Annotated in this window: 14 protein-coding genes; 13 read left to right on the forward strand and 1 reads right to left on the reverse strand. The window is 39.1% G+C overall.

What is annotated here, in order from left to right; all coding sequences use genetic code 11:
- Positions 1-334 precede the first annotated feature (334 nt).
- The 11 genes from BUA88_RS15090 (at position 335) to BUA88_RS15140 (ending at position 11299) form a co-directional block, all read left to right on the forward strand.
- Positions 335-703, forward strand: a complete 369-nt coding sequence (locus tag BUA88_RS15090; RefSeq protein ID WP_072919502.1) for a GntR family transcriptional regulator — start codon at positions 335-337, stop codon at positions 701-703.
- A 32-nt stretch (positions 704-735) separates the two neighbouring features.
- Positions 736-1614: an ABC transporter ATP-binding protein gene (locus BUA88_RS15095; protein WP_072919504.1), complete on the forward strand. Its 879-nt coding sequence runs from the start codon at positions 736-738 to the stop codon at positions 1612-1614.
- A gap of 2 nt (positions 1615-1616) precedes the next feature.
- Positions 1617-2258 carry a hypothetical protein gene (locus BUA88_RS15100; RefSeq protein ID WP_072919506.1) on the forward strand — a complete coding sequence of 214 codons (642 nt, stop codon included), beginning with the start codon at positions 1617-1619 and terminating at the stop codon, positions 2256-2258.
- A gap of 8 nt (positions 2259-2266) precedes the next feature.
- Positions 2267-2947, forward strand: coding sequence for a hypothetical protein (locus BUA88_RS15105; RefSeq protein WP_072919508.1), 681 nt, complete (start codon positions 2267-2269; stop codon positions 2945-2947).
- A gap of 18 nt (positions 2948-2965) precedes the next feature.
- On the forward strand, positions 2966-3841 hold the full coding sequence (locus BUA88_RS15110) for a CPBP family intramembrane glutamic endopeptidase (RefSeq protein WP_072919510.1): 876 nt from the start codon (positions 2966-2968) through the stop codon (positions 3839-3841).
- A 107-nt stretch (positions 3842-3948) separates the two neighbouring features.
- The gene (locus BUA88_RS15115; protein ID WP_072919512.1) at positions 3949-5127 is read left to right on the forward strand and encodes an SPFH domain-containing protein; all 1179 of its coding nucleotides are present in this window, start codon (positions 3949-3951) and stop codon (positions 5125-5127) included.
- Between the two features lie 18 nt (positions 5128-5145).
- Positions 5146-6738, forward strand: a complete 1593-nt coding sequence (locus tag BUA88_RS15120) for a zinc ribbon domain-containing protein (RefSeq protein WP_072919514.1) — start codon at positions 5146-5148, stop codon at positions 6736-6738.
- Complete coding sequence (locus BUA88_RS15125; RefSeq protein ID WP_072919516.1) at positions 6725-7483, forward strand: TPM domain-containing protein; 759 nt, start codon at positions 6725-6727, stop codon at positions 7481-7483. The genes BUA88_RS15120 and BUA88_RS15125 overlap by 14 nt, the downstream gene beginning before the upstream one ends.
- Positions 7484-7516: 33 nt before the next feature.
- Positions 7517-8614: an acyltransferase family protein gene (locus BUA88_RS15130; protein WP_072919518.1), complete on the forward strand. Its 1098-nt coding sequence runs from the start codon at positions 7517-7519 to the stop codon at positions 8612-8614.
- 1 nt (position 8615) lies between these two features.
- Entirely contained in the window at positions 8616-9980 is a 1365-nt protein-coding gene (locus BUA88_RS15135) for an MBOAT family O-acyltransferase (protein ID WP_072919520.1), read from the forward strand.
- Positions 9981-10012: 32 nt separating this feature from the next.
- Complete coding sequence (locus BUA88_RS15140) at positions 10013-11299, forward strand: DHHW family protein (protein ID WP_072919522.1); 1287 nt, start codon at positions 10013-10015, stop codon at positions 11297-11299.
- On the opposite strand, the gene BUA88_RS15145 is transcribed toward BUA88_RS15140, so the two are convergent.
- Positions 11296-12366, reverse strand: a complete 1071-nt coding sequence (locus BUA88_RS15145; protein ID WP_072919524.1) for an SGNH/GDSL hydrolase family protein — start codon at positions 12364-12366, stop codon at positions 11296-11298. The two genes, BUA88_RS15140 and BUA88_RS15145, sit on opposite strands and share 4 nt — an antisense overlap.
- A 97-nt stretch (positions 12367-12463) precedes the next feature.
- On the opposite strand from BUA88_RS15145, the gene BUA88_RS15150 reads away from it, so the two are divergent.
- Both BUA88_RS15150 and nadE read left to right on the forward strand, forming a co-directional pair.
- Positions 12464-13969: a bifunctional ADP-dependent NAD(P)H-hydrate dehydratase/NAD(P)H-hydrate epimerase gene (locus tag BUA88_RS15150; RefSeq protein ID WP_072919526.1), complete on the forward strand. Its 1506-nt coding sequence runs from the start codon at positions 12464-12466 to the stop codon at positions 13967-13969.
- Between the two features lie 12 nt (positions 13970-13981).
- On the forward strand, positions 13982-14731 hold the full coding sequence (gene nadE / locus BUA88_RS15155; protein ID WP_072919528.1) for an NAD(+) synthase: 750 nt from the start codon (positions 13982-13984) through the stop codon (positions 14729-14731).
- Positions 14732-15178 lie beyond the last annotated feature (447 nt).

A 15178-nucleotide genomic window follows, 5' to 3' on the forward strand; every position in this document is an offset into this window, starting at 1 on the left:
CAAGTGCTGAACCAATGCTTTTAAATGTAGAACCGCATGTGATTTCTTGTTCAATATAAGTTCTGTCAGTAAGAGTTAAATGACGTTGTCTTTTCTTTTTGTTTGCCATAATTAATTCTCCCTGGCAGACAGATAACCACTTACAATCATGAATAATAAAAAATGCTTGTGCAAGACTAAATTCCAGTTTGAGAGAAAAAAAGCCCATAAAACCGGAATTTAAAATTTCACTTAAGGTTGGCTAGAATCTCTTTTTTTGTATTGACAATATACAACTTCAGTGTTATGGTTAATTACACAAGTAATTAACCGATGGACTAAAGGAGGTGAAAACGTGATAGAAAATCTTGGGGAAGATAAATCTATTTACCTTCAAATCAGTGAGATGATAGAGGATGAAATATTAAGGGACATATTAAGAGAAGAAGAGCAGGTACCTAGCACTACAGAGCTCTCGAAATTTTATAAGATTAATCCAGCTACAGCAGCAAAGGGAATTAATCTTTTGGTAGACAAAGGTATTTTATACAAGAAGAGAGGTATTGGTATGTTTGTATGTGAAGGGGCTAAGGACAGAATAAAAGAGGCTAGAAGGACAAGCTTTTATGAGAACTATGTTAAGCGCATCATAAGCGAAGCGAAGCTTATTGGTATCGACAAGGCTGAGCTTAAAAAGATGATTGATGAAACTAAGGAATTATAAAAGGTTATCAGATTAGAGTAAAGGAGAAATATATGGGAACTTTATCAGGTAAAAATATAACAAAGACATATGGTAAGGATACAGTCCTTAAGAATGTAAATATTGATATTGAGACAGGAAAGATATACGGACTTATCGGAAGAAACGGCGCAGGTAAGACTACACTTCTTTCAATTCTCACAGCACAGAATCCTACTACAGAGGGTACAGTTACATTAGATGGCCAGCCAGTATGGGAAAATGAGGAGTCACTTTCACACATCTGCTACTCAAGAGAGATTTCACAGGTAACAATGTTTGGGCCAAACACTCTCAAGGTAAAGGATTACCTTTCAACAGGAAAGGCATTCTATAAAAATTGGGATGATGATTATGCAAAGGAATTAGTTAAGCTTTTCAATATTAATCCTAAGAAGAAAGTCAGCAAGCTTTCAAAAGGTATGCTTTCAGCTGTAACAATTATCATCGCTCTTGCCAGCAAGGCTGATATCACAATCCTTGATGAGCCAGTTGCAGGACTTGATGTTGTAGCAAGAGAGCAGTTCTACAAGCTTGTAATCGAGGAATATGCACAGACTGGCCGTACATTTATTATCAGTACACATATTATTGAAGAGGCTGCTTCATTATTCGAAAAGGTTATCATCATCGACAATGGTGAGATCATTCTTACAGAGAATACAGAGGAGCTTCTTGCAAGAGCTTATCGTGTATCAGGTGAGACAGAGGCTGTTGATTTAGCAGTGGAAGGCTTTAAGGTATATCACCCAGAGAGCATTGGACGAAACAAGGTTGTAACAGTTCTTGCAGAAGAGCCAGTTGCTGGATTTGGCGAGGATGTTCAGGTGGAGCCTGTAGCACTCCAGAATCTTTTCTATGCAATGTGTGTTGATGAAAGAAAGGAGGCTTAAGGATGAGCGAACTTTCTAAAAGATCAGCTAAGTACTATTTGATTCAGGGCATGCAGATGATGGGAATAATGGTTGTCTTACAAGCAATTCTATGCGTAGAGTGGTTTTTGATGGCAGATGACAGAAACAATTTGTTTGACCACATCATAAGAATGGTATTAATGTGCGGCGTAATGTTTATGATACTGTTCAATCTTATTTATGCAGTGTACGGTCCAAACTGGCTTGATAGTCTGGTCCTTTCAATGGGTGCACGCCGTAAAGATATATTTGTAGGAGAAATCATCAAACAGTTTACATATATCATATTAAACACAGTTGTTTATTTAGTTATTTCAGTAACAACAGGTAATAATATTTGGGTGCCTATTATCATCTTAGCAGCAGTTGGTGCTGCTTTAGCAGGTGCTATTGGACAGGTGATAGGTTTTAAGATTAAAAAGTATGGTAAGGCATATTTATTTGTTATTGCTATTGTCGCAGGATGTCTTGGTGTATTTGCATCACTTACTACAGTTTTAGAAATTGATTTATTGGGGTTACTCAGAAATAGAGTCGGATGGATAATAGTTATTGCGGTAGTTTTATTCGGATTATTTGAATTTTGGTCATATAAATTAGGACAGAAATCTATGGTTATGTAGGAGGGGTTATGAGTAGAGATATAAGAGCTACAGCTCAGCTGAAAAAGTACTCTGAGTTATACAATTTATACATCATAATAGGTGTTCTTATATTGGATGTGGTATTGTATATAGTTTTTTGTGCCACTGGCGTATCAGAGGGGACATCTGCTGGGGAATTTATTTCCATGATGTATGGTATAACAGTTGGAATACTCTGTTCTGCCCTTGTGTTCGTCAAGATGTTTATGATGGTTGATGAAGTGAGCAGAGGCTTGTGCTTTGGAATGACCAGACGTGAACTTTTCATTTGCATGAGGATTGTAGATTTATTAGAAATAATAGTAATTGCAGTGATATCAACGCTTGTATTAAGAAGTGTAGATGCATCATTGATTTTCAAAATAGCATTTTTGGTATATGGAATCATAATGGTGATAGAAGGACTGGCTGGAAATAATATCATTCGTTATGGTAAGGCCGCTTATTGGGTATTCTATATTGCATTTTTGGGCTTTTTCCTTGGGGGACCACGTTTGATAGGTGTAATTCCAGGAGGGGAAGCTTTTGTAGAAGATCTGATTGAGATGTTTATCAATCCAGCCTACAATCAGGGAGTTTTATGGGCAAAGATCCTCGGATTTAATGCTTTTGGATTATTGATTAACTGGCTTACATTTAGAACACTTTCAGTAAATACTAACGTTTAGAGCATAAAGGAGAAGATTATGGAAAGAGCAGAAAAAAGAAGCGAGCTTATTAAGCTTATTATCGTATATGCGATAGAATTATTGATTATGATTGGTTTGGAGGTTGGATTCAATTTACTTGATAAAACGAATGTAAATCCTCCAATGATTGTAAAATCTATTATTATTTATGGATTATTACTAATCCCTGTTATCGTATATTCGAAGAAAAAAGGTGACTCATTTTTAGAAGTATGTAAGTTTAAAAAGATAAAGGTAAGTACAGTTTTACTTACAGTACTTTTAACAATTGTTTCTTGCCCAATGTATATTTTTGCGAACCTCGTATCACAGCTATTTGTACCGAATATAATGGCACAGTCTATGAATCAGATTTTGGATGGTTCAGCAGCATTGGCTTTAGTAGCAACAACTTTATTCGCACCAATTTGTGAGGAGATGATTTGCAGAGGATTCTTCCAGAACAGATTAAAGAATGTACTTCCATTTATGGCATCGGCAATTGTTTCAGGTATTATGTTTGGTGCGCTTCACCTGAATCTTAATCAGTTCTGCTACGCATTTGTACTTGGCGTGATATTTGCTTATGTGAATAGAGCCAGTGGAACAGTAATTACATCAATGATTATGCATTTTCTTATTAATTTTGGGAATATGCTTATGCTGATGGCATTTAGTGGAATAGCAGCAACTCAAGGCGGAGATTTAGGTCAGATGGCAGAAACTGCCAGAGCAAACAAGCAGGTTATGTTATCAGGTATATCTGTATACGGCTTCCTTGCAATCATCGCATTTTTCCTTTGCAGATTGATTATCAAGGCTATTGCAAAACGAGAGCAGACAATTGATATAGAACAGGACGAGCAGTTAGCTGTAGAGACAGTAGAATTATAAACAGATTATGCTATGGAGGCCGTAGGGCCTCCTAATTTGTTTTAGTGGGTAATATTGTTTATAATATATATTAATTAATTTTTATTTTTAGGAGGATAATGTAACAAATGGGATTAATTCAGGCATTTAAAGGGGCAGTATCAGCGGAACTGGCTAACCAGTGGAAAGAGTTCTTCGTTTGCGATTCTATGTCAAACGATGTTCTTTTAAAGAGAGCTACGCATAAAGTTTCTGGAAAGAGCAGCAATACTAAGGGTGAGCAGGATGTCATTACTAAGGACTCTGTAGTAATCGTTAATGAAGGACAGTGTGCTCTTCTAGTAGACAGCGGAAAGATTATCGATGTGGCTGCTGAGGCAGGTGCATACTCATGGGAGGATAATGGTTCTGCATCTATCTTCGCAGGAAATTTTGCAGCAGTCTTCAAGGAGTTTGGACGCCGTTTCACATTCGGTGGTGAGAAGCCAGTTCAGCAGAGAGTATACTTCGTAAATACGAAGGATATCACTGGTCTCAAGTTCGGTACCCCAACACCAATTCCATTTAGAATTTTAGATAACAATATTGGATTCGATTTAGATACAAGCTTAAAGTGCAATGGTAATTATAGTATGCAGGTTTCAGATCCTACTGCACTTTATACAAACTTAGCAGGAAATGTTAGAGATGAGTATACTATCGACGACATTTCTGATCAGCTTAGAGCTACATTTATTCAGGCTCTTCAGCCAGCACTTGGTCAGCTTTCTGAAATGGGTATCAGACCTTCAGGTGTTCCTGGTCACACAAAGGAAATCTCTGATGCTATGGCACAGGAGCTTAACACAGAGTGGACTGATAAATACGGTCTTGCGCTTACATCGGTTCAGATCCTTTCAGCTGTTATGCCAGAGGATGATCAGGCTACACTTAAGGAGCTTCAGAAGACAGGAGCATTCCGTTCGCAGGCTATGGCAGGCGCTACACTTGTTCAGGCTCAGGCAGCAGCAATGCAGGCAGCAGCAAGCAATGCAAATGGTGCAGCTATGGGATTCTATGGATTAAACATGGCTACTCAGGCAGGCGGAGCTAATGCGGCAGATTTGTTAAATGCAGGTGCAGCTCAGGCGGCAGCACAGCAGCAGGCTATGCCACAGCAGGGAATGCCAGCAGGCCAGCCTATGCAGCAGGGATTCAACGAGGTTCAGCAGGGTGGTCAGCCACAGGCAGGCAGATGGTTCTGCCCAAATTGTGGTAATGAGAACTATGGCAACTTCTGCGTAAATTGCGGCACTAAGAGACCATAAGGGTTTGGAGAGTAATAGATGGCAACAATGTTTCCATGCCCTAATTGTGGAGGGCAGCTTAGATTTTCTCCGGAAGATCAGAAATTGAAATGTAAATCCTGTGGTTCACTTACAGATATAGACAGTTATGCACCAGACGATAAGATTGGCATGGACACCATAACTACAAATGTTTATGAGTGTCCTAGCTGTGGTGGAGAAATCCAGCTTATAGATAATGATGGAATGGAGTTTTGCCCATATTGTGGTAATCAAGCTACAATGCAGGAGAAGTTTTCCACTGAGGGTGCCCCAAAATATATCTTACCTTTCCAGCTTAACAAGGCGAAGGCTAGAGACAAATACAGAAGTCTTACAGGGCATCTGCATTTTACTCCAGAAGGCTTGGAGGATAAGGACAATATCGAGAAGCTGGTAGGCATGTATGTGCCTTATTATCTTTATGACTACAGTATTGATGATGAGATAGAGTACAAAGGTACGACTACACACTCTACATCCGATTACTATATCACTGATTATGCAAATGTAGATGTAACGGTAAAGGTTGATAGTTTAAAGGTTCCTTTTGATGCTTCACAGACTTTGGATGATAGCATCGCGGCTAAGCTTGAGCCATTTCCAATGGATGAGGTGAGAAGCTTTCATCCTGGATATTTAGCAGGTTTCTTCGTAGAGAACTCAACCGTAGATAAGGATGTGTACAAATCAGACTCACTTGATAAAGCGGTGGATTATCTTTGCGGTGAGGTGGCTAAGGGAAGTCATGGGTACCATCCGGAACCATCCACCAAATATGAAATAGAGACGAAGCTTACAAATGATTTGAAGTATGATGATGCACAGGGCGCCTATATGCCTATGTATTTCATGACTACAAAGTATAATGACAGAGTGGCGTATACCATTATTAACGGTGCAAACGGTGTATCCTACATCGATATGCCTATCGATAAGAAAAAGATGTACGCTTTTGGCGGAAAAGTTTCTGCAGGCATATTTGTGGTACTACTGTTAGCCAGCTTTATTTTGAATTTCAGTTTTAATGTAAAGAGTCTTTGTTCATTTGGCGCATTGGTTTCATCAATAATTGCATTGGTTGGCGCGATTTTGGCTGAGTGCACTTATAGCTCAGATCAGCATTTGAATGATAAGGGATACTTCCAAAATACTGAAAGCGTAAAGGCTAATAAGATTAAGAAACCTAAGAAGACATCATCATCACTGACTAGTGCGATGCTTACAGGAGTAATAACAATAATTGCTATTGCTATATTTGCAGTATCGATGGAATATACAGGTAAGCTACTTGGAATCTTACCTTACATCTTTTATCCAGCCAGTGTAGTCATGATTATTATGGCGCTGGTTAAGGTAAAAAAAGGCGAGAAAAAGGTAATGCTCCTTGGAATTCTGGCATGGGCTTTTTCTATTGTGGTAAGACTTATCAATTTACCAAATGATATTTTTTACTATGCAGCTTTGATGGTGGCATTTGTGGTAATCATTGTTTCCATAAATGCTATTGTGAATGAATATAATCGATTCGCAACTCATCCTGCACCTCAATTCCTTAAGAAGGGAGGTAGGTTAGAAAATGCGAGAGATTAAAAGATTAGTTTTTGGATTAATGGTGGTAGCGTTTCTGTTTACACCAGTTAATGTACATGCGGCAGCTTCAAATATTTATATTGCTGATGATGCTGATATTCTTTCTGATACAGAAGAAACAGAGGTTTTAGAGTATCTTGAGACGCTAAACAGTGATACAAAATATGTGGTAGCTACAACAAGCGAAAGCAGTGTTAAAAGTACCGATGATAAGCTGTTTGATTTCTACACTGCCAGATACTCAAACTATGACGATGGTGTGGCTTTCATCATCGACATGGATGAGCGAATGATATGGATGTCTGGATATGGAAAGTATCAAAGAAGCATATCAAACGCAGATGCTACAGATATCACAGATAATATCTATCGCTACGCATCAAAGGGTGATTATAAAACCTGCATTATAAAAGCATTTAATCAGGCAGATACATTGACCAACAAAGGTTTTATCTTAAGACCAATGAGAATTATAGTATCATTCCTGATTGCCATAATAATTGGATTTTTATTTAGCTTCTTCATGGCTATGTCTGAGCGTTCAAAAGTGAAGATGGACGGAAAGGGAGCGGAGATTCTTATGGCTGGTGCGGCAATAGCAGGTACAGCTGCTATATATGATACACGTAAGGTGAGACGTTCTCAGAATAATAGTTCTGGTGGTCATTCAGGTGGTGGCTTCTCAGGCGGAGGCGGTGGCTTCTCCGGTGGCGGCGGTCACTCAGGTGGTGGACACAGCTTCTAGTTGTAATTGTTTTGATTTTTTAAGGAGGCAATGATGACAAAGAAAAATGGACGGGTGGAGTTTTTACGTTTTATTTTTGCTTTGGCAATATTGTTCTTTCACATTCACAAAAGATTTGCTGATGGTGGAATGATTGAGCTTGGAAATACCGGGTTTAATTTCTTCGCCAGAGGCTATATTGGAGTAGAGTTTTTCTTTTTGGTGTCAGGATATTTGCTAGCTGCAAGTGCCTACGCCAAAAGAGAGAAATCTACTGAGCAAATAGGAACAGAAACAGCCCTGATGATGAAGAAGAAGTTTTGGAATGTATTTCCATATCACCTCTTCGCTACGGTACTTACGATTATCGTAAATGCGTATTATTTGGAGCATACAGCTATTGATAGATATCACTATGTTGTAGATTCCTGGGCTTCGATTTTCTTTTTACAGGTATTTGGATTTGACAGTACATGGGTAAATAAACTTACATGGTATCTTGATGTATGGTTCATGGTTACCTTCATTTTCTACCCATTGCTTAGAAAATATTACGATGTGTTTGTTAAGATTATCTGCCCACTTCTGGCACTGTTTATCCTGGGGTACATGGCTCATGAGTATGATGGAATAGCAGGAGTGGATGCCTGGACTGGTATGTTTTATAAATGTTTCTTAAGAGGTCTTTCTGAGATGGCATTAGGCTGTAGCACTTACAGTCTTACCAGACAGTTTAATCGATATGATTTTTCTAAAGCAGGAAAGAGAATACTTGGAGCTTTAGAGATTATTTGTTACTTGATTGTATTTAGATATGCATGCACAGAGATGGATGTCAATTATAGCTATCCTGTAGTTTTTGTTATGTGGGTCGCTGTAATTCTTTCATTTTCAGATATAAATCCTTGCCATCAGTTTTTCGATAAGCCAATCTTTTCTTGGATGGGTAAGGTCAGTCTTATGATTTATTTGAATCAGTTTTATGCCATCCGATTAGTGCAGGAACTTCTTCCAGATGCAAGCTTTTCAGTGAAGGCCTTAGCCTGCACAGTGGTTACATTTATTGGAGCTTTTGCATGCGACAAAATTGTGGGATGGTTTTATAAGAATAAACCTTTCAGCAGGTTAATTTTCAATTCACGGGGAGAGTAAATTGGTTTTCAGCTCACTTATTTTTTGCACAATATTCCTTCCACTTTGCCTATTGGTTTACTACGGGGCTCCAAGAATAATAGGTGGTGGACAGGAACGCAAAATCATTTTATCTAACTACATATTGCTATGCTTCAGTTTGATATTTTATGCTTTCGGTGGAATAAAATATCTGCTGCTTATTATTGCGGTTATTTATATTAACTGGAGCGTAGGCTTTCTCGTGACAAAAGGACGTCATGGCAAAGTAGCAAGACGTGTAGGACTTATTGCTGCCATTTTATTTGACATGGGATTGCTCTTCTTTTTCAAATACTATAATCCACAGGAAATAGTCCTGCCTGTTGGTATTTCTTTCTTTACCTTTCAAGCGCTTTCTTATGTAATCGATGTGTATAACGATACAGTAGAAGTGCAGGAGAATCCGTTTTATTTTGCATTATATATTTCTTGCTTTCCACAGCTGGTGGCAGGTCCTATTGTCCACTATAAGGACATTGCAGGGCAGCTTACAGACAGAGTTGTTGGTTCATATGAATTCCAAGAGGGAATCAAACGTTTCTGCTTCGGACTTGGCAAGAAGGTACTCATAGCAAATACCTTAGCGGTGGTTGTGGATCAGATTTGGAGCGGTGATATTTCAAAGCTGGATTCCACTGTAGCATGGCTTGGCGCTATCTGCTATTCGTTCCAGATTTATTTTGATTTCAGCGGATACTCCGATATGGCAATCGGACTTGGAAAGATGTTTGGATTTGATTTCAAGGAGAACTTCAATCATCCTTATCGAGCAGAATCAGTAAGAGATTTTTGGAGACGCTGGCATATTTCCCTTTCTTCATGGTTCAGGGATTACGTGTACATCCCTCTTGGAGGAAGTCGGTGCTGCATGGCAAGAATATGCTTGAATATATTCGTGGTATTCTTGCTGACAGGTATATGGCATGGTGCAAATATAACCTTCCTTGTATGGGGTGTTGTATATGGTGTTCTTCTTATTTTTGAGAGACTTTTCCTTGGAAAAATCCTTGAGAAGAATCCGATTAAATTTTTGAATCGAATGTTGATTTTCATTGTGGTAACTATTCTTTGGGTAGTGTTTAGAGCACCAAGTGTTGCAGATGCTGGAATCTTTATATCAAGAATGTTTGTTGGTGGATTTAAGCCGATTAATCTTGTGAATCATCTTTCCGGCTTAAGCGTAATTGCGTTTATTTGTGCATGTCTCTTTGGAGGCTTTGTGCAGGCACATATGAGTGTGAAGGCAGTTAAGGGCAATGCGTTTGTGTGTTTGGGACTGCTGTTGCTAAGCTTGTTGTTCCTAGTAAACGGAACTTATAATCCATTTATTTATTATCAATTTTAGGCTTCCTCTTAAGGGTGAGGTGTCAAGAATTTATGAAATTTACTAATCTAAAAAGCAAAATCTTCATATTGGTATTTCTTGCAATCCTTGTGCTACCTTGGATTGGCGGGGGTGCTTTACGCCTTATTTCACCAGACACATTTAAATCTTTATCAGTAGTGGAAACTGAAAAAAGACAAATGCAGGATATTGAATGGGCTAAGCTCATGGACACCGGAGAGAGTGTCAGTGGGTTTATAGATGACAGAATTCCATTTAGATATACATTGATTTCAGTTTATAAATCTATGAATGACCTTATAGACGGTCAGTATCAGAAGATGGCTACAGCGGTAGGTCAGAAGCTCTATAGTGCTGATGATAAGAAAAAGCCAAAGGTTATTGAACGAGGACGTACTAATATGCCTATCGTACCTGGCGAAGAGGTGCAGCAGGTGGCAGAGGATATTATAGATGATGACAACTTTTTCCCACTTCGTGTAAACCAGGATGTTATCGTGGGAAGATATGGTTGGTTGTATTTATATGGGGAAAACGAGTATGAATGCTATGTTGGTTCCAACGTTTTAAGCGATGAAGAGATGCAGCATTATGTGGACCTGGTGAATCGACTACAGTCAATATGTCAGGCCCGTGGAAAGGAGCTGTATGTTTATATAGCACCTAACAAGTCGTCTGTATATCCAAAGTACATGCCTACAGTGGAAAAGGTGGAAGACTGGAGACGTATTTCCCGGCTATATGAGAAAATGCAAAATGAGGCCAAGGCTCCATTTATTTATCCTATTATTGAAGAGCTGGAGGCATCTAATACATATCAGGTTTATTACAAGTATGACAGTCACTGGAATCATCTTGGTGGATTGTATGGCACAAATGCACTTTATGCCGCCATGGGAGTAGAGCAGACAGACCCAGCGCAGTGGATTGTAGGTACACAGGACGCTGAAAAATATGAGCTTTATACCTACATGGGAATTCCGGATTCAATGGTTACTCATGATGATGCTGAGTACACTGTGGACTATAGACCTGAGATAGAGGTAAATGGATTAAATGTTGAAAAGATGATTTGTCGAACCACAAGTAATGGGGCAAATCAAAAGAAGCTGTGCCTTATCGGCGACAGCTTCCGTGTAAACATGATGCCATATATATCTAAAGATTTTACCAACTGTACCTTCGTTCATAGAGACTATATGAAAGAGGTCTCAAGCGATATCAAGAATGCTGATGTCATCGTAATCGAGGCTGTTGAGCGATACGATTATGAAGGTTTTAAGACAATACAGAAGGTGATTAATTTATTTAGTAATTAAAGTGCTCCAATCAAATGCTGCGCAATGGCTGCGAAGCCAGCATCATTTGGATGGCCAGCAAGGAATGAGCCGATTGTGTACACAGTGCCATCTGGTGTTGTGTACTGATTGCCAGCCTGAAGCATGTAATCCTGTACACCCTGAATATCTGAAAGGCTTACATATGTGACGCCCTGTTCAGAAGCTACTTCCTTCTTTGTGCTAATGATACTTTTATATGGCCAGAAATTATCAAGCATTACAATCCTTGCGTTAGGGTTGTATGTCTTGATGTAAGTAATCATATCTGTAAGATCCTCTTTGAAATGATCCTCGTGACCCTTAACATTTTCACCAAGCTCAATAACGATTGTTTCATACTGATATTTTGTGATGTATGGGTCCAAATCATCCACTTCATAATTTCTTGTACTTGAAAATTCCCAAGATCTAAGTGACATGTAATCATATGAACTGTAGCCCTTTGCTGCAACTGTAAGATGTACATAATCATTTTCAGCTGCTGTGGCACCGCAGCCCCAGCCTGAGCCCCACCAATCCTTTGTGGCAGGATAAAGTGTGATTGAATTTCCAATAAATAGAATATCCTTTGTAGCTGATGGCACTGATTTTGAGCCTGAAATAGGAAGTGGAATTGGTAAGTATTCCTCGGATACATCCTCGAAAGCTACATAACCATAATCGCCATTTATTTTAATCTTGTAGTAATCTGTTTCATTACATTTACCAACGATAGGGACTCTTGAATCCAAAGAAAGGGTACCCATGATTTCAGCTGCATCAAATGGCTCCTGTCGTACTGTTGCCTTTGACTGTGCGTAATAAGTAGCTTCGAAATCTTTGAAGGTATATTTATCTTTTTTCTCAGAAGAATCCTTCTTTTCTTCCTTCTCAGCTTTAAGCTTTTCAGCCTCAGCAGCTTCTTCCTCAGCCTTGCGTTGAGCTTCCTGCTCTATACGGGCTCTTTCTGCGGCTTCCTGCTTGCGTTCACATACAATAAGAGTTGCGAAAACTATAATTAAAACAAACAATGAAATCCATAGAGTGATTACTATCTTTTTCTTCAAAATAATTCTCCTATCAAAAAAAAGCTAATTAATTTATAATTGACATTAGTAAAAAGCATTATAACACTTATATCCAGATTAGTCATTTAGGGGGATTATGAAACCAATTTTATCAGCGGCCCAAATGAAAGAATGGGATTCAAAAACAATTGAACAAATGGGAGTGCCATCCCTTGTATTAATGGAGCGTGCCGCACTTGCAGTCTGCAATAGAATCTTGCATTCATATTCTGATAAACCAAAGATTGGAATATTTGCAGGTCCTGGAAACAATGGTGGAGATGGCATCGCTATCGCGCGTATTTTGCATACAAAGGGCTATCCTGTTAAAGCAATTATTCTTGGAGATTCAAAGAAATTTTCTCCTCAGCTTAGGCAGGAGTTGGAGATAGCTGGAAATTATGGTGTGGATATTGTTTATCCATGGAATGTGGATGATGTAAGCATTAAAGAGTTCTCACGATTATTTGTGGACTGTGACATCTTGATTGACTCCATGTTTGGCATCGGTCTGACCAGAGGTCTGGAAGGGGACTATGCTGTTGCCGCAGAGTACATTAATCAAAGTGGAAAGACAGTTATAGCTGTGGATATCCCTTCAGGTTATGACACAGACAGTGGAAAACTTCTTGGTACTGTAGGTGTGAAGGCTGACACCACTGTGACCTTTGCCTATATGAAAAAAGGACTGGTTCTGGGAGATTGTAAGTTGGCAGCTGGAAGTGTTTATGTGTCTGATGTCGGCATCTATTGCAAGGATGATAAGGTGCCGCAGCTGCTTGATGATGAAATACTGTCATCCATTCCAAAGCGCGAGTCTACAGCAAATAAGGGAACCTGTGGAAAGGTTCTTGTGATTGCAGGAAGTGAAAGCATTTATGGAGCATGCTATTTGGCGGCAAATGCAGCACTTGTAACAGGCTCAGGGCTTGTAAAGATTTACACTCATCAGAACAATATAGAGTCTATTCAGCAGGCTTTGCCTGAGACTATGTATAAAGGCTACACTGCCTTTGATGAGGCTGAGGTGTTAGAGCAGATTAGCTGGGCAGATGCCATTGTTATTGGACCGGGACTTGGCACTTCAGAGGTTTCGGCAAAAATTATCAAGGCAGTTTCTGAACATGCAAATGTTCCTGTGATTGTGGATGCAGATGGAGTAAATCTTCTTGCAAAGGATTTAAAGCAGCTTGATGAATTGGCAGCCAGAGTTCCTGTTATTCTCACTCCTCATCTAAAGGAGATGGAGCGACTTTGCAATACTCCAGTAAATGAGATAAATTACAATATGGAAAATGTGGCAAAGGAATTTGCTTCAAAGCATAACTGTGTTGTAGTTTTAAAAAATCACACCACAGTAATTGCTACCGTAAATACGATATTTTATTGCAACAGTGGAAATGAAGGACTTGCTACACCAGGTAGTGGAGATGTGCTTGCTGGCATTATTGGAGCGTTGCTTGGTCAGGGATTAGCTGCAGATGTGGCGTCATCAGCCGGGGCCTATATTCATGGCAAAGCCGGTACTATAGCCACTGAAGCTACTGGAATAAAAGGCTTATTAGCGAGAGATATTATCGCAAATATAAATAAAGTTATATGAAAGGCATTTTTTATGAGAGAATTTGATGTAGAAAAACAAACAAAACAATTGATTGAATACACAAGAGAATGGTTCAATAAGTTTGGTGAGAACAGCCGCGCTGTACTTGGTATTTCAGGGGGAAAGGATTCTTCTGTTACTGCTGCAGTTTTAAAGGAAGCACTTGGTGCTGAGCGAGTTCTTGGTATTATTATGCCAAACGGCGAGATGAGCGACCTTGATGATGCAAAGCTTCTTGTAGATTTCCTTAAGATTCCAAATGAAATTGTTCCTATCACAGATTATTACAATGCAGCTATTGCTACTTTTGAGAAGGCTGAGAAGTTTGAGGTTACAAAGGATCTTAAGATTAATCTTGCTCCTCGTCTTCGTATGTCTACACTTTATGCAATAGCTCAGGGGCAGCCTGTTACAACATTTGTTGTAAATACCTGCAATGCTTCTGAGGACTATGTAGGTTACTCTACAAAGTTCGGCGATGCAGCTGGTGATGTTTCACTTCTTCAGGATTTCACAGTTACAGAGGTTCTTCAGATTGGAGAATACTTAGGACTTCCAGAGCAGCTTGTTCACAAGGTTCCTTCGGACGGACTTTCAGGAATGTCAGATGAGGATAAGCTTGGCTTCAAGTATGCTCAGCTTGATGAATATATTTCAAATGAAAATGCAGACATCCCTGCAGATGTAAAGGCTTCCATCGATAGAAAGCACGTGGCAAACCTTCACAAGCTCCAGCTTATGCCTGCATATAAGAGACATTAAAGATAAGTTTATCTCAGAGGTTTAGTCTATGGCTAAACCTCTTTTGGCAGATACTAGGCGAACAAGCTCAAAAAAAATAGGACTGTGGCAAAGCCCATTGCATTTACTATCTGAGACCTACTAATTTGATAAGGTAGTAAATTTTTTTAGATATTCTACTACCTATATACAAGAAATGAACACAGGTAGTAACTATTTACTACCTCAGGAAAAATTATCAATATAGGTAGTAGTTTATAAGTCAAAAACTACTACCTTTAAAAGCAAAATCTTTTCAGGTAGTAAAACTCCCATTTTCACCCCTGCTTGATTATCACATATCAGCTAAAAGTCGAGAAGTCAATGCCGCGAAGCGCCGAAGGGGAGCATTGACTTTGAGACTGAGCTGATAAGCTGTATCAAGCAGTGTGAAAAAAAGAGAGGTTTAGCCATAGACTAAACCTCTGA

Origin of the sequence: Pseudobutyrivibrio xylanivorans DSM 14809, assembly GCF_900141825.1 — a bacterium.
Lineage (GTDB): Bacteria > Bacillota > Clostridia > Lachnospirales > Lachnospiraceae > Pseudobutyrivibrio > Pseudobutyrivibrio xylanivorans.

Bases quoted from the DNA above. Each gene is read 5' to 3' on its own strand.
- BUA88_RS15095 (WP_072919504.1), top strand. From the start codon at position 736: ATGGGAACTTTATCAGGTAAAAATATAACAAAGACATATGGTAAGGAT.
- BUA88_RS15100 (WP_072919506.1), top strand. From the start codon at position 1,617: ATGAGCGAACTTTCTAAAAGATCAGCTAAGTACTATTTGATTCAGGGC.
- BUA88_RS15105 (WP_072919508.1), top strand. From the start codon at position 2,267: ATGAGTAGAGATATAAGAGCTACAGCTCAGCTGAAAAAGTACTCTGAG.
- BUA88_RS15110 (WP_072919510.1), top strand. From the start codon at position 2,966: ATGGAAAGAGCAGAAAAAAGAAGCGAGCTTATTAAGCTTATTATCGTA.
- BUA88_RS15115 (WP_072919512.1), top strand. From the start codon at position 3,949: ATGGGATTAATTCAGGCATTTAAAGGGGCAGTATCAGCGGAACTGGCT.
- BUA88_RS15120 (WP_072919514.1), top strand. From the start codon at position 5,146: ATGGCAACAATGTTTCCATGCCCTAATTGTGGAGGGCAGCTTAGATTT.
- BUA88_RS15125 (WP_072919516.1), top strand. From the start codon at position 6,725: ATGCGAGAGATTAAAAGATTAGTTTTTGGATTAATGGTGGTAGCGTTT.
- BUA88_RS15130 (WP_072919518.1), top strand. From the start codon at position 7,517: ATGACAAAGAAAAATGGACGGGTGGAGTTTTTACGTTTTATTTTTGCT.
- BUA88_RS15140 (WP_072919522.1), top strand. From the start codon at position 10,013: ATGAAATTTACTAATCTAAAAAGCAAAATCTTCATATTGGTATTTCTT.
- BUA88_RS15150 (WP_072919526.1), top strand. From the start codon at position 12,464: ATGAAACCAATTTTATCAGCGGCCCAAATGAAAGAATGGGATTCAAAA.
- nadE (WP_072919528.1), top strand. From the start codon at position 13,982: ATGAGAGAATTTGATGTAGAAAAACAAACAAAACAATTGATTGAATAC.